The sequence below is a fragment of the Anaerospora hongkongensis genome, assembly GCF_004339805.1.
Classification (GTDB): Bacteria; Bacillota; Negativicutes; order Sporomusales; family DSM-15969; genus Anaerospora; species Anaerospora hongkongensis.
This window is the reverse complement of record NZ_SLUI01000011.1, coordinates 95,899-114,403: the sequence shown is the minus strand read 5'-3', so window position 1 is coordinate 114,403 and position 18,505 is coordinate 95,899. Positions and strand designations below refer to the sequence as shown.

Here is an 18,505-nt window from a genome sequence, read left to right as displayed (position 1 = left end):
GTTACATTTTGGATATAAAAAAGCACCCACACAAAACCTGTGTAGATGCTTAACTAACCGGTAATTCAACTAACCTCAGTTCCCACGGAACCTTAATCCCTTCTTTTTCGGCCTCTTCATGCAGCTTGATATCATCGGCAATCATTTCATCCGTATAACCAAGCTCTTTCGCTCGTCTTATGAATTCGTCTTTTTCCAAGCGGCATACTCCCTTTCAATCGTTTCCCCTATTTCCTTGGCAATCGGTCTTGGATTCTGGTTATTACAATACTCTGCCCAAGCTTCAGCAATAAATTCGCTGTACCGATTTGGATTATTATTCTTCCAGGCATATTTCGAAAGTTCTTCCGTGATTTGGTCATTCGTCCGGGCATCAAACAGTTTTTGTATGTTCTCTTTGCTGGACAATTTCAGCATCTTATCTAGCTGATGCCCCATTTCATGATCCAGGACGGATTTAACCGTATCACAGCCGATAGGATGGAATTTTCCAGCTACATCAGCCTTTAGACTTTCCAGCAGCTTAGTAATGTCGTTACCTTGAATAGAATTAAAAGTAATCCCAGCAAAGCGCCTAAATGGCTCTTGCTGTGGCGCCCAACTTGAAGCGTAAGAATTAGAAGGTACCTTTAACTTATTCATGATTTTTTCTATTTCATTATCAACATGCCGCTCTATTCTCTCCAGGCTCGCGTTAGGATTATGCTTGATCATCTGCTCCAGGTAATACTGCCGCACTATTGGCTTCATGGTACTATTACGGGCATGCGATTCGCCAACAAATCCAAACTGATCCTTCAGCTCCGGGAACTTAGCAAAATTGGCTGCTAACCCTTCATTCCAGCCATTCGCCACATCAACGTGCAAGCCTTTATAATCGGCATAGGGTATGCCCAGTGTTTCAGTAGCATATTGATTGGCTTCCTGAATGGTTTTAGCTGGTGTGAAGCTTGCTTTCACTATATCAGTTTTCGCAATTTCCTTCAATCCATCTTTTGAACCGCCATCCACAAAAGTTTTCTTCCAATCCTCATACTTCATAGAATCCGGTACATAGTAGGTTTTGCCTTCTGCATTTCGGGCAGCTCTAAAGCCGGTACTATCAGTAAAATATGGCACTGTAACCGTACGGCACCAGCAATGAAACGGCGGGGCGGTAATCCCCACCTGGTACTCTTTCATTTCAAAGATTTTACCGTCGAGGGACCGGCATAAAACAGATGTATGCCCGTCCAATGTCGCTACAATTTCATACCGCTCCACATCCAAGTCATTGAAGCAGTCCCGCTGCGCTGCAGACGCAAAAAAAGCAGATTCGGTCATGACTAACCGACCTGCATTATTTTTGGTAGTTTCAAATTTTTGGGCTATTGCTTTGATTAACTTATCCGGTGGATCACCGCGGATGATTGTCTGCGTCAGCTCAGTATGAAGTGTATTAACAAGCTGGTCCTTTGCCGTCCAACAGCGATTGGTAAAGTTTTTACCGTCAGCTGTCCAGGGATTACTAATTAAGGCTGTCAGCTGCCGGCTGCTAAACTTCTGCAAATCATATCCGACATTGAAACCGCGCTGGATTTCATAGGCAGTATGATAATAACCATCGGAATAGATCGTCCGCATGGTTCTTTCTAAGCCGTCAACCTGGTTGCCGTACAGGATTTCCACCTGCTGCTGCATTTGGAGTTTTAAGGCTTCCAGGCGGGTTATATGCACCCTGGCTGAAGCGTTTTCAAGCTGCTTGATCCATTGACCATTAACCGCGTTTTCTTTACCGTACTTGATGTACTCCTGAACTGTCCACTTGAATTCCTTCAACTCGGATGAATTCAGTAACCGTTTCGCCTCGGCAAAGCTAATCTGATTATTTTGAGCAAAGCGGCCGTACCAGCCTGCTATTTGATCTTCTAATGATTTAGCAGCCAGCCTATATTGGCGCTCCAGCTCATCATAATAGGCAAGCCCTTTCCGTAACTGCGCTTCCTCCAGCTGCTCAAACCGTTTGCGCCAATAATCCCTATGTCTCATCTAAGCCACCAGGCTTTTCAAATGCCGCCTTGTATTCATCCATTTCCGACTGTTGCTGTGCCTTCTCAGCTGCAATTTGCTTTAGCTCCTGTTTAACGTCAGCAGTCCAGGGGTGCTGACTCACGATAGTTTCAGTCGAGATAATGCCGATGGATTTCGAGCAGTTATCGATGCTCTCCGTTTCGTTGATCAGAATGTCCCGGTTAAAGATCACATTGACTGTTTCTCCGGAATAATCACCCTGGCCGGTATTGGCAAGATGCATATTCACAAACCATAAAAGCTTCTCAAAAGAGGCCTGAAACTCCGCTTCCATGCCGTTTGCGTCCAGATCAATGTCACTGTACATGCTCTGAATGTTCATTTGGTTTGGATTTCCTGCCATGCGGTCATCTTTAGCGTCGTAGCCCCGGCCGTTTTCAATCAGGGCTTTTTTCAAGAGCTTCAATATTGCTTCATAATTTGCCGCATTGACCGTAATTTCCAGCGTTTCCAAACCACCGCCGACACCATCAACCGTCCTGACCTTAACCACACCGTACTGGCTGAGGTTTTTCCGGAATTCGCCAAGGTCTGTACCGTCATAGTTCTGCAGCACCAGGATAGTATTCCGGGCATCTTCCTGCATATTGTTCTTAAAGTCGCTGATCAGATCGTTAATGCCATCCTGTAGGCACTTTACCCGCTTAATGAGCGGTATTTCCTTATTGTTAAACTTAAAGGCTACAAGAGGAATTCTGTCCCAATTGTAGCCTTTTGTGTTGCCCTCGGCATCTTCAATTTGCATATGAGCGGTTGACGGGTTTTCAACATCCGGAATTAAGCTGCCTTTCAGTATGTACCGGTGTATGCCCTGTTTATCGTAGATTTCAACCTTTGTAATGGTTACTTCCACGGAACCTTCGTAGGCTTCTACCTGGTATACCCGAACAGCAAAATCTAACATAGTGTGTTCAGCATCAGCCCAGAACGGTAATATCTCGTAAGAAGGGAAACGCTTAAACGTAAGCTCACCCTCGGTATTATAATACGGGTGCAGCCAGGCTATGCCGCCGTTTAACGCATCTTCGCCCAGATTCCGCATGGTCAGCAGGAATTGCTTATTAAAGATTGTCTGCAGCACTTTGCTGTAACTGTCGTTCTCAGCTTTAAAGGTAATTGGCTTGGCCAGCAGGTAATTCGCTTTCTGATCCACCAGCTTACCATATTGATTGTCGACAATCCGGTTGTTCGGCAGGTTTTTGATTTCTTCCAGGTTACCGCCTTCACCAATCACCATACGGCGGCGGGCTAAAATATCCTGTTCGCCGCAGTAATACCGCTCACCGGTCAGCATGTCCCGGCGCAACCGTGAGGTTTGGAACTTGGTTAATTCCAATTCAATAAATTTTAAATCGCTCATGCGGCTACCGGCTCCAGTTTTAATAAGCTGGATAAACTGCCCTGTTTGGTCTGTCCAATACAAATGTTATCACCTCCTGTTAATCAAATCCCATTCTGTTGCCCTGGCCGATTTTTTCAGCTATGCCGGTTGTTGCGTCCGGGGCATCATCGTTCTTGTTTTTGCCTTCCTTCTGGTATTTAATCATCGCCTCGTAATATTCTGGCCACCGGTCCCGCCAATTGGCCGGGAAGTAAACGTGATCCATAACCCAAGTAGAATTTGATATGATTCGGGCTTTCTTGTTTTTCGATTGGTGGAAAGTATTAATTCGTGTTCGGTTGCTCCGGTGTTTAGTTTGCAATATCCGTTCAACAGCCCTGCCAAAACCTCGGCCGCCGTTATTGCTTTCAATATCAGCTACATCGACTTTATCATCATGCAGCATTTTGGCTGTAGCCGGTTCGGTGTCCTCCATTGGTGCTTTAGTGTAAAGTACGTTCAGGACATAGGCTTCTTTTTCATATTCGCCGTAATTAATACTGCACAGGTAATCATCCCCGGTATCAGCCGTATCGGTGTAATTTTTTATTGCTGTAAATAGCGAATTACCGTTTTCGTCCATCGGTAGACGGCTATACGTTTTAAATTTAGTGTATAACCGACCTTTCAAGTCAATCGGCTCCTGCTGATAGTTAGCGGAGGCAATATCAGCACCCATTGCCTTTTTCTTGGCCTCGTAGCTTTTACGGGATAAAACTTCCTCACAAAGCATAGTGCCGTCATCCTGCAGCGCCTTCATGCAGATATGACGGATTTTTGCTCCCTGCTCCCGGTAATGCTCTAAAGCCCGGCCTGCAAGATCATCTGAAGCCCAGCGGGTCATGATAATAATGATTTTTCCGCCTTCTTCAAGACGGGACAGCATCGTATTAGTGAACCAGTCCCAATGCTTCTGCTTTATATCTTCGTTATTGGCTTCCTCTGCGTTTTTGATCAAATCATCAATGATCATGAGCGTACAGCCAAAACCCGTAGCAGTACCAGTAGGAGAAGTAGCAAGGTAATTATTATAACCGCCTTCTAAACTCCATAGGTTCATTGCTCCATCACCAGGCTTAATGCGAACACCTGGAAAAACGTCCGAAAAAACAGGCTTGTAAATATCTGCTTTCACTTCCTGAATGGCATTACGGACATTTTTAGAAAACATGGTTGACAGGGTTTCATTGTACGATCCAGTCATTACCTTCTCTTGATCGTTCTTACCAAATACCCACTCTACTAGGAGGCCTGCCGTCCGTGACTTGCCATGACGCGGGGGTTCGTTAACGACTAATACCTCATCGTCCCCCTCATAGAAGTCCTGCAGCTCATAACATAAATGATTCAAGTACTGACGGTTTAATTTATAAAACTTCGGTGCTCTTAGACGGCAATAAAAAAAGAACTCACGCCTGGCAAGTTCTACCCTAGCACCTAATTGTATTAATTTTTTATCCATCGCCTTCACGAGCAAGTTTCAACAACTGCTCTTTTGTCAAGCCTTCATAAGGATTAGCTACTTTATTCTCAATCTCTAACTTATCCTTAAACATGCCCAGATGTCGGCCGAGAAGTTCAATCATTTTATCCTTGCTATGCATCTTTACCTCGATACCGTCTTTCGTTACCTTTACGCCAGCATAGAGTGACTTGGCAGCAGGAGAAAGGTTGCGTGTATCATGGAAAAAGGAGGTATATACTCCCTGTCCAAAGCATTCTGGACAAACTATATTTGGCTCCTTGGTAGCATTGTAGCCCATACCGCCAAGGGGATTAAACGGTTCTACTTCCTTACCTTCTTTGACGGCAACCGCGGCTTCAATCTCATAGTTCGCTTGCCTGGATTTAAACTCGTTCATGGTAAACTGGTACTGGAAATTTTCTCCCCAGCAGTACCGGCAGCAACATCGACGTAGCTCTACAAGCTCGTTAGTGTCCGTCATGACGATATTTTTTAGCTCTCTTAGAACTTCTTTTGCAGAAACAATACATTCGTCCTCAGCTTCTTTTATCAGCCTGTCATGAAGCTCGTTATACCTTACCAAAACCTTACCATTTTTCAATAACTCACTAGCCTTAACATCCACGACATTATCAGCCCAATTTTTACTTTTGGGATACGCGGAACGATAGGCTTCACGCTGCGACATACCTGTAATAATCGCTTGTACAAACTTCTCCTGTTTATCTGTTATCGCCATAACTTTCACCTCGCTTTCACGCTTATCAAGGATTTATCTGAGTATGCCTGTTACACGACCGCCTTTCTTGCCCCGGGGTGGCACTGGCGGATGCACAATAGCAGTATGAGTAATTTCGGGCCTAGGTTTAGGCTTATCAGTTGTTTGTGTACCTTTGTTCATCGTCTCCACCCTCCTAAAAATAGGCATAAAGAAAGACCGCCTATATAGGCGGTCATATTATGTAAACTCGTATGTGTTCGAACCAATTAAATTTAGTATACCTGATACGTCAAACTCTTGTCAACCCTCACCTGCTCTCAAAGTGCTTCGAAGTCCCCGCAAGACCTAGGTTAATCTGTGCTATCGATAGCTTTTGCATTTCCCCTTTTCGACTCCTGCCTTTGTTCTTACTCCCGCTCCCTTTTGCTGGGGGGCCTGAAGGAAGATATTCCTTAGTTGGTCCGTGTGTCCGGGCTAAATCCCTCATCATGCTCGTTACCTCATCATCTACATACGAATCGCCGTCTATAGGATAACTTACATAAACTTTGCACTGGGGACAAACCCAGGAATCACTTTTTAAATCATACATCATATCGCAACGGCAATCCTGACAATACCATTTCTTTCGCTGCTTAGCCATACAGCTTATCCTCCCTCGGATTAATTGTTTCGCCTCTAAGCGCTTGCCCTAACCACTTGGCGTATTGATGCGCCTTATCAATATCTACCTGCTCATTTCCCTTGAAATTGGCCCGGAGGCTATATTTAATCAAATTCCCTTTCAGGAATCCCCGAAACTCTTCCGGAGTCAAATACATCTGCATAATCTCAATAGGTTGTATATCGGCCTGCTGGTAATGCGTTTGGGATTTTGCTGTTCCATCAGACATAATCATGCTACCCCTTTCGTAATGTTATCAATTCTCGCTTTTAGTGACTGCATTAACGCTTCTTGCCCCGATGCCTTACGCTCTAAAGCCTGTACTGCATCTTCATCCATCGTCCCCTCTGCTACCAGACGCAAGACTACGATTCGTCGTGTTTGCCCCTGTCGGTGTACTCTGGCATTTGCCTGTTGGTCCTCTTCCAAACTCCATATTTGATCAAACCACACAACCGTCTGGCAACTAGACTCCTGAAGGTTTAAGCCGTGTCCGGCAGACTTTGGATGTAATAATAGTAGCGGTATCTTATCGCTATTCCAATCTGCTATATCCTGATTACCGTCTTTGCCTTTGCGAAGTATCCGTGCTTGCGGAAAACGCTCTTGCAACCGGCTAAGGCTGTGTTTGAAGTTATAAAACACCATAACCGGTTTTCCGTTAGCCGCCTCAATGATATCCTCCAAGGCATCCAGTTTAGCTTCATGAATCAGCTTAACGCCCCGTTCTTCATCGTACACTGCCCCGGAGGCCATCTGTAACAGCTTATTACTCAGTACAGCTGCCGTAGAGGCTACTACATCAGCATCCTGGTATGGTAACAATAAATCCCTCTCTAACTGTTTGTACAAGGCCTTGGCGCTATTATTTAGCTTAATTGGGATAGTACGGTCAACCCTCTCAGGAAGCTGCAGCCAGTCGGCTGATTTCATGCTGACAGCGATATCTTCAATCGCTTCATAAATCCGCTGTTCTGATTCCTTTTTCTGCTTCCAGTTATAAACCACATGGCCGCTGCGTTCACCGGGGATAAAATACCGATCCCGGTAGGCCGTGATCGTTTTCCCAAGTCTAGCCCCTTGATCTAGCAAGTAAATCTGCGGCCACAAGTCAATTAGTCCGTTTGGTGCTGGTGTACCCGTAAGGCCAATTACTCTTTTAATCATTGGCCGTACACGCCGTAAAGCCCTAAACCGTTTTGACTGATGGTTTTTGAAACTGGATAGCTCATCTATCACTACAGTATCAAAATCCCAGCTTGTCCCTAGCTCACTTACCAACCATTCGATATTTTCGCGATTCGTGACGTATATGTCGGCATCTGCCCGTAAAGCTCGCCTGCGCTGATCAGCGCTGCCCAGAACTTTGCTAATCCGTAAATGCCCAAGATGGTCCCATTTGTCAACCTCACGGGCCCAGGTATCATCTGCTACCCGTAATGGCGCTACTACTAGCACTTTGCCACTATCAAAGTAGTCATGCAGCAGTAAATCGATGGCCGTTAATGTCGATACTGTTTTGCTAACCTAAGCCCATCTCCAACAGTAACGCAATATATGGCGTGTCCAGTATTCGCCGTGTGGCATATTCCTGATACTGGTGTGGGATGTACTTCATTAGGCATCACCCCCTTTGCACTCTTCTATGAATTTCTCTATGCCGGATAGTGAGTCGATTTTATAAACATTATGACCTAACTTCCGAAGGTCGCTAGCCCATTTTACTTGCATAGGTTTTAACGGCTTCCCTGGTGCTTTCATCTCGACATATACCGTACGGCCGCCGGGTAAAATTATAATTCGGTCTGGCACACCGGTGTTACCGGGTGATACCCATTTAGGGGCTTTACCGCCAATCTGCTTGACGGCATCAATTAGCTTACGTTCTAAAAATGATTCACGCATTTTGTACCACTCCCTGTATCCGTAAATCCTTCACATACGCGTACTTGACATATATTACACGTTAGCATAGGCCTTTACTTAACTAAAGCCATATGCTAATTTACTTTTAACATCCGAATAGAAATAATTAGATACATTAGATACAACTGACCGCAAACGCTTGTAGTTACAATGGTCTAGCTGTTTCTAACACCCTATTTGTATTAGATACACATTTGATACACTGGATACATCAAATATCTAACTGTATCTAATAGATATCTAATGAAAAAGCTTTATTGGATACGCTCAAAAACAAGTTGCAGTCCGTATATGGGTATGCGCGTTCGGTTTTTTTTCTCTTTCCACCCAGGTATGCGACGCAGGATGTCACAAATTTCTCGTCCTTCCCATGCACGCATAGATCCTTTTTTATTCCCCAGGCACTCCGTCCATATTTGGGCGGCACATACACGCGTACGCACTTCTCCCTTATTCTCGCTATCCCACTCTTCCTCGATAGGCGATTCCAGCCACTCCTGGATAAGTCCCTCCCGGGGGTCTAGTTCCATATGCAAAGCCTGCTGCCTTGTAGCTTCCTCTCTCGATTCAGCATCCAGCGTCAAGGATTCCCCCGCCTTAAACCAGTTCATAACCTCTGCCCATATTTGGCCAACCACATCATCTGTAAGATGACTCCAGTGGCTTAGTTCAGCCTTTTCTGGATGAACTTCAACAGGCCAAAAACGCCGATTGCCAGTAGCATCTCTTAAGAAGTCTCTTGTGTTCGTTGTACCAAAAAATACGCACTTGCGAGGAAACTCCGATACTTGGCGGTCATAAGCTACTCGGTAACGGTCCTCTGTTTTGGATAAAAAAGCTTTCACTTCTTCTACCTCAGACCGTTTCATGGCCGATAGCTCGCCAATCTCAAATATCCAGCCAGACTGTAAATGCTCTCCGGCCTCTTTATTCTCAAAAGTTCTGAGACTATCGGAAAACCACTCCCGGCCCAACTTCGCCAACAAGCTACTTTTCCCGGCTCCCTGTGGGCCGATTAGCACCAGCATTTCATCAAATTTGCATCCGGGCATATATAGCCGCTTAATGGCGGCTAACAGCATCTTACGGGTTACTTGTCGTACATAATGACTGTCTAATGCTCCCAGATAGGTGATAAACAGTTTCTCGGCCCGGTCCTCACCATCCCATACGAAGCTCTCCAAATAGGATTTTATTGGATGAAACGTATTCATATGCACCACCTCCGTAAATGCGTTCTGTATGGCTTTGGATGAATTAAAGTCATGCTTTTTTGAAAACCAATGCTGCAGCCGTTTATCATCAGCTCCCAGCCAGGGCTCATACGATTTATGTGGCCGCTCCCGTTCCCGCCAGGGCAACGCCTTTTGAATGACTTCAGAGTTACCGAAAGCGTCATAAGCCAAAACACCCTGCCATACACCGTGAGATAGTAGTAGCTCTGTATTGGCCGCAGTCGGTTGGGGTAGACCTGTTTTCGCGTCAACTTCTAATTTGTCTTGCCACGAGTCATCCTCCGTATCATCGGCGGCAAATTCCTCCGATAACTCTGCCAAGCGTTCCCGCTTTACTTTTTTATCATTCGCGGCAAAGGCCATCATAGCCATGTAACTTGGTAGCTTGGTGACGTTCGTTTTCTCGTTTACCCGGTCATCCATTTTACCGAACTTGTGGAGTCTAACTAAATCAAAGGCGTTTACTTCTCTGCCGCTGCAGGGATCGCTCTCATGGTGAGAATAGGCAAAGGTGTCCTCGTCATATACTACAAACCCGCCAAAGCTTGAAGCGCCTATAAATGTATACCTAGATGTACTGCCGGCCACTTGCTCATATATGTCTGGGAGGAATTCATCAATAGCCTCACTGATCGTATAGCATCGGCAAAATGCACCTACTACGCCTTGTTTGGCTCTCGGATCTTCCATTCGCTTAGCTGACTGCTGTTTAATTGTTTCGCCTGCATGCCGCGGCCATTGCAAGGGATCACGCCAGTTGTCGTATTCAGCCAGCAGCGTACTGACGCTAACCGGATCACCTACCCCGATTTCCAGAACAGGTTCAGCGTCTAGTGAGCAGCTCGGCAGATACATCAGGCGGGCTACATCAAAAGTAGTTTTGTCAAAGTACTCCATGCCAATATTCTCTGCTAGCTTCCGGCTCACAGCAGCGTATTCATCAGGGCTCATAGGTTTATCAGCTGGCACCACCAGGCGGTATTTGGGCTTTTTGGGTCTATGACTATGCGTAGAGTATATGGCGTAGGCGTTACCACCTAATACGAGTTCTACGGTGAATAAGAAGTCATTATCCGCATGATCGGCATCCAGTGTAATTAAACTGCGTGTGTCGATGTTCTCTTTTTTGCGCCGGCCACTCCGGACAAGCCCGCCGACGAAGGCAGGCCCGTCCTTGATTTTATGCCGGGCGATATTATCCATCAGATCATACTGCGCCATAACTTCCGGTGTCCGGCGTACTTTGCGCAGGCATTTCAGAAATTCTTCCCAAGTCAGATATTCTGGTTTCCAGTTCGTATCAGCACGATGCTTACCAAAGCTAATATCAAGTTCCATGGCACAGCACCCCGTACTCCCACCAGCACAGATGCGGATTAGGCTGCACATTCGCTGGCCGTATTCTTGGTTCACCAATTAAGCCTTCTCGCTCTAATCGGTCAAATACATACTGGGCGGCCTCTTCAATTGTCTTTGCAAATACTCTACCCATAATGTAGACCATGCTTATCACCTCATCCCAATAGAGCTTCAAATGATTCCTGTACTGCCGCTCGCAAGTTGTTAACAGAAATTTTATAATAACTTTCTTTGAGTTCTACCCCAACAAACTGCCGGTCCATCTTGATTGCTTGATATCCTTCACTACCGATGCCCGCGAACGGGCTAAATACAATGTCACCTGGATTGCTCCAAAGTTCTATGCCGCGAGCAATAACTTCGAGCTGCAGTGGGCATATGTGCTTTTCGTCCTTCTCATCGCGGGCTGACCTGTATTGCAGGGTATTGTTAGGGTTAATATCCATCCAGACAGGGGAAGCGTACTTTTGCCATACGGACACGGACCGCCACATTTCAAATGGCCACGGCTCTCGCCCGCTTCCCCTGACTTTGGCCGCATGCTGGTCATAAGCCTCTCGGCTTACGTCCAGTCCAGATCCAACGAATTCTTCGAACTCACCGGCAATCGCTTCCAGGTTAATGCCGGGTTTTCGCATTGTGACGAGATAATCCGGTATGCCCTGCCGACTCATGGCACTGTCTTTTACGATCTGTTTATGCAGCAAGCCGAGTGCCTTTGTCCGCTGCTGTGCAATAACGGGGTCCTTCCAGATGCATACTTCCGAATGGTATATCCAGCCTTCGGCCTCGAAAGCGCGGATTAGATCGCCCCTAAAATCTCGGATACCGATATAACCGTGATGGGTTTTTGATGTTGGCAGATTCATACAGTGAAAACTGACTAGCCTCCCTGGCATAATGACCCGGTATAATTCCCGGATTAAGTAACGGAAGTGTTCAAAGAACTCACCGTCACTGCTGCAGTTGCCCATATCACGATCACTGTTCGAATAGGTGTATAACGAGGCGAACGGTGGAGAAAAGATACTGTAGTGAACGCTGTTATCCGGCAGACTCCGGGCAATCTCTACGCAATCGCCGTTATAGATCGCAAATTCCGGTTCAATGATTTGGTTTATGGTATTAGCTTGCAATAAACTCACTCCTCAGCCACGCCGGAATTATGATAGGTGTGGATGCTTTATATTCGGTAATATCCCGCTCAGCAGATCGGATAGATTCGGCAGTGATATCTTTGGTGTACTTAATCATTTCCGTAACCATCTTCTGAAAGTCCGCTTCTTTACGCTTGATGTTTTCGGCAGTAGCCCCCTCCCGGCTGGAGGTAATCATATGCACTTGTACAGGCATTGTTTGTCCAAAACGGTAGCAGCGACGAACGGCCTGGAATACTTGTTCAAAACTATCCGACAGTCCCACAAAGGCCATGTTTGCGCAATGTTGCCAGTTCATGCCAAATCCACAGAGCGAGGGTTTACTGACTAAAACGCGGATCTTTCCTGCGGAGAAGTCTAGCATAGCTCGTTCCTTATGCTCTCGCTTGTCTGAGCCCGTTACCTGCACAGCACCAGGGATGGCAGCCGTCAACATTTCTGATTCGATATTCAGGTCGCACCAGACCAGGAAAGACTCACTGGTGGCATTAACGATCTCAGCGCAGGCTGCTACTCTCTCAGCTACTGTTTCCCGGCGAGCCTTCAGCCTTTGGGATAATGTTTTAGCAGGCTCCCCTTCGACTTCGATAACCGTATCACTAATGGTCAGCGGAGGTAATATATACTGATCATCCGGGTAGCCAAGGTCAGACGGTTTTTCCAATACTACACCCCAGGAGGCTACCCAGCGCCAGAAAACGTCTTCAGCATGTCCTTTTAGTCGCCACTTCTGCGTTTCACCGCCATCATGAACAAAGAACATCGATAACATTTCCGAACGGCCCATGACGCCTAAAAACTCAGCGTGATTGCCAATTTCCATATAGTCATTTGGTGCCGGCGTTGCTGTGCAGGCTAGCCGATAGGGAGTATAGGCAAAGGACTCTATCAGCTCTGTACGAATTTTTCCTGTAAACGATTTGAGTATGGAACTTTCATCCAGGATAACTCCTTCGAAAAGAATCGGTTCAAAGTGGTGTAACATCTCGTAGTTGGTTACATTGATCCCCGGCTTTACGTCATTTTGGGATCGGCAGAAATGGAGTTCATAGCCGAGCGCCGCGCCTTCTCTGATTGTCTGCATGGCTACGGCCAATGGAGCTAAAAGCAGCACGTCTCCCCCGGACAGTTGATGCACTTTTTGTCCCCATTCAATCTGCATACGCGTCTTGCCCAATCCCGTGCCGGCGAATATGGCTGCCCGTCCTCGGCGTAAGGCCCAGCGGACTAGATCCCGCTGAAAGTCGAATAGGCTAGGATGAAAGTTGTCTTCATAGAAGCCTGAAGGAAATGCGATAGCACGCTTATTTAAAATAAAAGATTCATAGTCTTGCATGGATGTCACCTCCTCGTCTTTTATTACTGATCCCCATTGTTCCGCCATCGCTTTGGCAATCCCGGCGAAAGTCTTTGACCTTGTTTTCTGATCTCTATTTGGTGATAACTCATATTTGCTGTATATGCGAGAATCTCGCCTCGAAGATGTACTGTCAACCCAAAGCCCCTTTGGTTCTACTATATTGGTTGCCCTGAGCTGCGGTAGTCCGCGCAGCCATAAACAAGTTCTTTTTTTCCACGGGTCACCAAACATATATGGCTCAATTATCTGAGTGTAAGGAGGAAGCCCATGGATCTTGCCGGGCAACGGATTCTCAACGGCGACTATCGGACAATTAGCATTGTAAAACTGCAAAAAAAAACTCTTTTGCTTCACGTGCCTTTTGCATTCTGTCCTCTTGTATTACTCCCTTCACACGGAGGCGCATTGCTCCGGCGTTGGTTAAATAAGTGCAGGGCGGAAAAGCAATTATCATATCCCACTTTTCTTTTAGTAGCGGTATAACATCTTGCTGTAAATGCCATTCTGGATGACCTCCACTGCATGGTTCAATATCGCAGCTGTATGCTTCAATTCCTAATTTCCTCAACTCAATTGTCACTGCCTGACTTTCTTCACAAGCAACTAATACTTTCATGGCATCAATCCTTTTGATAAAAGTCGCATTCAAATGCGGCAGCTGACAGCGGGAGCCCTGGCGCCCACTCAATGGGCTGTCCCATTACCGCGGTTACGTGCTTAATTGAGCCAGATTCTTTGGGAACATCCAGGACAACCTCGTCATGAATATGCATTGCCGTCCGATATCCCTCGATATCAAGCCGCAGCATGCTAACTGCCAGACAATCGCGGGCAATAGCTTGTACCAGGTTTTCCACTAGTCTGCCGCCATAGGTTCGTTGAGGTAGCCATTTTTTCTTTATCTGATCCATGCCTTCAAATACAATGCCATCCTTGCCGAAATTCGGATCAGGTTTTATCTTGGCATTTACGTAGGCTAGGCTACGGCCACTTGGCAAATCTGCAAAGAGTATGCCGGCTTCATAACGATACTGCACGCCGTGAGCTAGTTTAACTGTGGTTTTCTCCCGTACCGCTGTTACAGCTGCGTTCTCTGTGGCGTACCAAAGCTTTACTATATTTGGATTGGCTTTCCGCCAATGCTTGATAATCCCCGGCAATTCCTCTTCCGGTATTCCGCTTTTCAGCGCTCCCATAGCAATTAGTGCCGCCGGTCCCCCTTGGTACCCGCAGGCCAGAACAGCAACTTTGCCTTTGGGCCTTAATGCGTAATTCTCATGGCCTTTAATGATAGTATCTAGTGGCACATGAAACATTTGGGCAGCAGTGGCCTCATAGATTTTGCCATGGCCCCGAAATACGTCCAGTACCCACTGTTCATCAGCAAGCCAGGCTACGACTCTCGCCTCAATGGCACTGAAGTCGGATACAATAAACCGGTAACCCGGCGATGGTACAAGGGCTGTACGGATGAGCTGAGAGAGGATGAATGGAGGTGAACCATATATAATCTCTAGTAAGTCAAAATCTCCAGAATAGAGGATTCCCCGCGCTCTTGCAAGGTCTTCTACTTTATTTTGTGGTAAATTGTGCGGTTGAAAAATGCGCCCAGCCCATCGCCAGGTACGATTCGCCCCACAAAATTGAAAGGTTCCCCGTATACGATCGTCAGTGCATACACTACGCTCCATGGCTTTAAATTTGTCTACGCTGGTTTTGGACATTTCCTGTCGCAGTTCCAGTACCCGCCTTGTCTGGTCGTTTGGCGCGGCATTCAGTAAGGCAGGCATTTGATCTTTGGCCAAGCCGTCTGGTGTTTCCAGTCCTTGATTTGCCAGCCATTCCTTTAGTTGAGTTAGGCTATTGGGATTATCCAGTCCAGTAAGTTCTTGTGACTCTTGGACTAAGCGAGCCCCGTACTGGTCATCACAGAGAATTGCCTGCTGCGCCAGTGACCGGTCTAGCCGAACGCCAAAATCATTAATGCGCTGATCTAGCGCCCATAAATCCCATTCATGCTTTGGCACCGGGAAGCGTGATATCTTACGGCGTATTTCTCTTTCTACTACTACATCCTGCCGGCAATACTCAACAAACTCAGCCCATTTATCCGGGTCATGGTGTGGATAATTGCGTGTTCTCTGATCGTTTGATTTTGTTGGCTTGCAAGGAATGGAGAAATATTTGATCAAATTCTTGCCGCGTGTGTCCTTCTGCGCGGACAGCTTCAACACCTCAGCGACACCGGCTAAGTTACCGGGCAAACCAAGTGTTAGGGCGTGTACGGACGTGCATTTCCACTGACGCGGATCACATGAGATATTAAAATGCCTGGCAATACAAGTCCGCTCAAAATTGGCGTTGTAAGCAGTTTTCGTAATAGCAGGGTTTACTAGATCCCGCATAACATGCTCCGGTACATCCTCAAAGGCCAGCAGGTCAATTACTCGGACAGGTTCATCATCATAAGCATAAGCAAATAAAAGAATCTCAAAGTCTGGCGCTTCCACATACCGGTATACACCACATTCTGTTAAATCAATACTGGAATAGGTTTCAATGTCAATTTGTAAAACAGACATAATCTGTTCCCCCATGATAGAAGTAGGGGGACTCCGTAGAGTCCCCGTTTTAAATTAGCTCATAAAATCTTCATCATCGCCATCATCAAACTCTACGTTAGCGAAGTCATCCTGCGCACTGGATCGTCCGCCTAGGAATTCGCCGTCCTGAACTTTCACGACGCTGTTAAGGCCTGCGGCAACACCCTTATTGCCTTTTTTGTCAAAGGGGTAAAAATTCAGGCTTACCCGGGCGTAGCATCCGGAGTAGACTTCGGTTGTATCGGTAATTTCCTGGAACTTCATTTTTCCGTCAGCACCTTTACCGATTGGCTTCACAATCTCAGGCTTAGTGTTGCTCTTGGCGTTAACGTAATAATGACCAGCAAATTCTGGGTACTTTTCCAAGTCCTTCTCGGTATCTCCGTCATGTAGAGGCAGATCCAATGAGGGGGGAATTTTACCGCCCCATTTTTTACTTTTACCGCTTTCCTTAGCGGCATCTACAGCCGCTTTTATCATTTTGAGCGTATTTTTATCATCTTTAGGAATCATCAGCACAGCAGAGAATTTTTCATCACCGCCATCAATGGATGACGGAGTGAATAAAGCAACAAACGATAGGCGTACCTTTCCGGTAATAACTTTTGTAGATTGATTGTCTTGTGTCATAATAATTCCTCCATTTCAATATCAGCAAAATCATTCTCAGCACTATTTAACGGTGGTCTACGGTCCGTTTCCGGAACCAATGCGGGCTTGCCAGGTGGCTTAATAATCAAGTCTTTCAATGTTGATGCAATGGTTCTTTTACCCCAGCGTTTTTCTAAAGCACTGATGCCCATCAACTCTTGAGGTTTTACAATATCATCTAAGGGAAATTCGGCAGCAAGCAAGGCCTCCTTAGCGGCTTTAGTGTCCTTAATTACCCGGTCACTTTTGCCCTCGACGAGCTTCCACTGTGGGATAACTGTTCCGGCTAAGGCTTGGTTGTAGGCAAAATCTTTAACATCCTTACCCCAGGATTGCAGCTGATCGGCGATAAATAGGATAGCCCCGATTTCTTCAATGGTGAGCAAAGCCGGATCTTTGAACTGATAGGATAGAACCTCCATATTCTTGTCGGCCCTGGCTTTGCAGTTAGCTTTCGCCAAGCACCATTTGCAATGATCGCCAGGATTAAACTCCCCTTTTCCTGCAAAAGCAAGCTGCGCTGCTGGTCTAACTACCTTTTCTGCCCAATAAAGCAGTTCGTCGAGTGGCAATACTTCAGTACTCACGTTGTCCCTACGTGGTTGCATGATAGTCATGCGCACTTCGCTAATATCATACAGGTAGCTGTATTCGTTCCAGGCTCCCAGGCCGTAAAGCCGCATTTGTGGATTACCTTCTGCACTAACCGGCACACCCTGACCGTATTTGAGGTCAATTACTTCTAATACCCCTTCGGAGATAATCACCACATCGCAGGTGCCGAATGCTTCTGGTACCCATTCGCTAAGGGCTATCCGCTCCTCCAGCAGTATCTGATGCGCATGTTTTGACCGGGCTTTTGCTTCCGTATAGCGCTCTTCCACTTGCTCTACATATTCCTGGATGGTGTTTTCCATTTCAGTATTGTAATATTGATCCTGTTTAACTTGTTCCAGTTCTTTAGCCAGAGCATCCCTCTGTTTGGAGTTGCATGGCGTGAGACGCCGACGGAGTTTGATCTCCGCAAGCTTATGGGCTACAGTCCCTTCATCAGCATAAGAACTGCCTTTGTCCGGCATTTTTTCTGTCAGTCGGGCGCTAGGCGGACAATTAATCCACCTAGCTGCTCCTGACGCGCTCAGTAATGCGTGCGCGGCCATTATAGATCCTCCAGTGAGGCTAAGAATGCAGCACGCTTACCTTCAGGGATAGCTGATATCGATGTACTTTCGAAAGAAGCAAGTAACTTTTTAATTGCAGCCTTACTTTCAGGAGTCTTGCCTTTCTCGACTGCAGCAGCTTTTAACTCTTCTATCGTCGGAATTTTGGCGAGCTCGTCAACTTCTTCAACAGGCGCACTCGGGTTTTCAGTGGGATCTTCAGCAGCCGGTTCTGGCTCTGGAGCTTTTTGCGCGGCAGACTTATTGCCGCGAGGGGATACGGTTTTCTTCGTTTCTTCCACTGTTTTAACCTGACCTAAGAGAGCAGTTAAAAAATCCAAACCTTTGATGTTAACGTCGATTGTAATATGCATGTAAGTTTCCCCCTAAAATTTAATTTTGGACATTCATCTGGAATACAAAAATTCCGCTGTGGGCATTTATTGCAAGATGATTTAGTCATCTTTAGCCTCTATAAATTCACCGTTAAGAAGCTTGTACCAAGTGTTGGCTTTGATAATATCTCCGTCTACCAAAACAGATTTAACCGATTCTAAGCGCCATTCAGTACCAGCGTCTATCCATTCAGCTAAGACTAACCAGCAGCCTATCACGCCTTTGGCTTTGTTTTCGACTCCTAGCCCGCAAGCAATTGACTGCTTACCTTCCACGCTGGCCGCGGACTGATAGCCGGTGTTGGTGGCCGCGGAGCGATTGCCGGTGTTGGTGGCCGCGGAGTAATCGCCGGTGTTG

General features: G+C 46.4%; 20 protein-coding genes. All 20 read right to left on the bottom strand.

Going from position 1 to position 18,505, the window contains the following annotated elements:
* Positions 1-49: 49 nt before the first annotated feature.
* Positions 50-199, bottom strand: coding sequence for a hypothetical protein (locus EV210_RS22740; RefSeq protein WP_165898937.1), 150 nt, complete (start codon positions 197-199; stop codon positions 50-52).
* Positions 178-2,028 carry a minor capsid protein gene (locus tag EV210_RS16130; RefSeq protein ID WP_132082379.1) on the bottom strand — a complete coding sequence of 617 codons (1,851 nt, stop codon included), beginning with the start codon at positions 2,026-2,028 and terminating at the stop codon, positions 178-180. Before EV210_RS16130 ends, EV210_RS22740 begins: the two co-directional genes overlap by 22 nt.
* Positions 2,018-3,493, bottom strand: a complete 1,476-nt coding sequence (locus tag EV210_RS16125; protein ID WP_207900754.1) for a phage portal protein — start codon at positions 3,491-3,493, stop codon at positions 2,018-2,020. Before EV210_RS16125 ends, EV210_RS16130 begins: the two co-directional genes overlap by 11 nt.
* A 16-nt stretch (positions 3,494-3,509) precedes the next feature.
* Complete coding sequence (gene terL / locus EV210_RS16120; RefSeq protein ID WP_132082378.1) at positions 3,510-4,913, bottom strand: phage terminase large subunit; 1,404 nt, start codon at positions 4,911-4,913, stop codon at positions 3,510-3,512.
* Complete coding sequence (locus EV210_RS16115) at positions 4,906-5,655, bottom strand: terminase small subunit (RefSeq protein WP_132082377.1); 750 nt, start codon at positions 5,653-5,655, stop codon at positions 4,906-4,908. Before EV210_RS16115 ends, terL begins: the two co-directional genes overlap by 8 nt.
* Before the next feature lie 33 nt (positions 5,656-5,688).
* Entirely contained in the window at positions 5,689-5,817 is a 129-nt protein-coding gene (locus EV210_RS23350) for a hypothetical protein (protein ID WP_279388511.1), read from the bottom strand.
* Positions 5,818-5,944: 127 nt separating this feature from the next.
* Positions 5,945-6,280, bottom strand: a complete 336-nt coding sequence (locus EV210_RS16110; RefSeq protein ID WP_132082376.1) for a hypothetical protein — start codon at positions 6,278-6,280, stop codon at positions 5,945-5,947.
* The gene (locus tag EV210_RS16105) at positions 6,273-6,530 is read right to left on the bottom strand and encodes a DUF3310 domain-containing protein (RefSeq protein ID WP_207900753.1); all 258 of its coding nucleotides are present in this window, start codon (positions 6,528-6,530) and stop codon (positions 6,273-6,275) included. The genes EV210_RS16110 and EV210_RS16105 overlap by 8 nt, the downstream gene beginning before the upstream one ends.
* 2 nt (positions 6,531-6,532) lie before the next feature.
* Positions 6,533-7,786, bottom strand: a complete 1,254-nt coding sequence (locus EV210_RS16100; RefSeq protein ID WP_165898942.1) for an SNF2-related protein — start codon at positions 7,784-7,786, stop codon at positions 6,533-6,535.
* Positions 7,787-7,918: 132 nt separating this feature from the next.
* Positions 7,919-8,206 (bottom strand): VRR-NUC domain-containing protein, encoded by a 288-nt coding sequence (locus tag EV210_RS16095; protein ID WP_132082373.1) that lies wholly within the window; start codon positions 8,204-8,206, stop codon positions 7,919-7,921.
* Positions 8,207-8,481: 275 nt separating this feature from the next.
* A complete protein-coding gene (locus EV210_RS16090) occupies positions 8,482-10,800 on the bottom strand; it encodes a virulence-associated E family protein (RefSeq protein WP_132082372.1) in 2,319 nt (772 codons plus the stop codon).
* Positions 10,790-10,966 carry a hypothetical protein gene (locus EV210_RS22735; RefSeq protein WP_165898936.1) on the bottom strand — a complete coding sequence of 59 codons (177 nt, stop codon included), beginning with the start codon at positions 10,964-10,966 and terminating at the stop codon, positions 10,790-10,792. The genes EV210_RS16090 and EV210_RS22735 overlap by 11 nt, the downstream gene beginning before the upstream one ends.
* Before the next feature lie 10 nt (positions 10,967-10,976).
* The gene (locus EV210_RS16085; protein WP_132082371.1) at positions 10,977-11,957 is read right to left on the bottom strand and encodes a DNA-methyltransferase; all 981 of its coding nucleotides are present in this window, start codon (positions 11,955-11,957) and stop codon (positions 10,977-10,979) included.
* Positions 11,947-13,314 carry a DEAD/DEAH box helicase gene (locus EV210_RS16080; RefSeq protein WP_132082441.1) on the bottom strand — a complete coding sequence of 456 codons (1,368 nt, stop codon included), beginning with the start codon at positions 13,312-13,314 and terminating at the stop codon, positions 11,947-11,949. Before EV210_RS16080 ends, EV210_RS16085 begins: the two co-directional genes overlap by 11 nt.
* 337 nt (positions 13,315-13,651) lie before the next feature.
* The gene (locus EV210_RS22905) at positions 13,652-13,954 is read right to left on the bottom strand and encodes a hypothetical protein (protein ID WP_207900752.1); all 303 of its coding nucleotides are present in this window, start codon (positions 13,952-13,954) and stop codon (positions 13,652-13,654) included.
* Positions 13,955-13,958: 4 nt separating this feature from the next.
* Positions 13,959-15,920, bottom strand: a complete 1,962-nt coding sequence (locus EV210_RS16070) for a DNA polymerase (protein ID WP_132082370.1) — start codon at positions 15,918-15,920, stop codon at positions 13,959-13,961.
* 54 nt (positions 15,921-15,974) lie between these two features.
* Complete coding sequence (locus EV210_RS16065) at positions 15,975-16,571, bottom strand: DUF2815 family protein (protein ID WP_132082369.1); 597 nt, start codon at positions 16,569-16,571, stop codon at positions 15,975-15,977.
* Complete coding sequence (locus EV210_RS16060) at positions 16,568-17,752, bottom strand: DUF2800 domain-containing protein (protein WP_132082368.1); 1,185 nt, start codon at positions 17,750-17,752, stop codon at positions 16,568-16,570. Before EV210_RS16060 ends, EV210_RS16065 begins: the two co-directional genes overlap by 4 nt.
* A complete protein-coding gene (locus tag EV210_RS16055; RefSeq protein ID WP_132082367.1) occupies positions 17,752-18,126 on the bottom strand; it encodes a hypothetical protein in 375 nt (124 codons plus the stop codon). The genes EV210_RS16060 and EV210_RS16055 overlap by 1 nt, the downstream gene beginning before the upstream one ends.
* Before the next feature lie 81 nt (positions 18,127-18,207).
* Positions 18,208-18,505 (bottom strand): hypothetical protein (locus tag EV210_RS22900; RefSeq protein ID WP_207900751.1); only part of this gene is annotated, 298 nt, incomplete at its 5' end.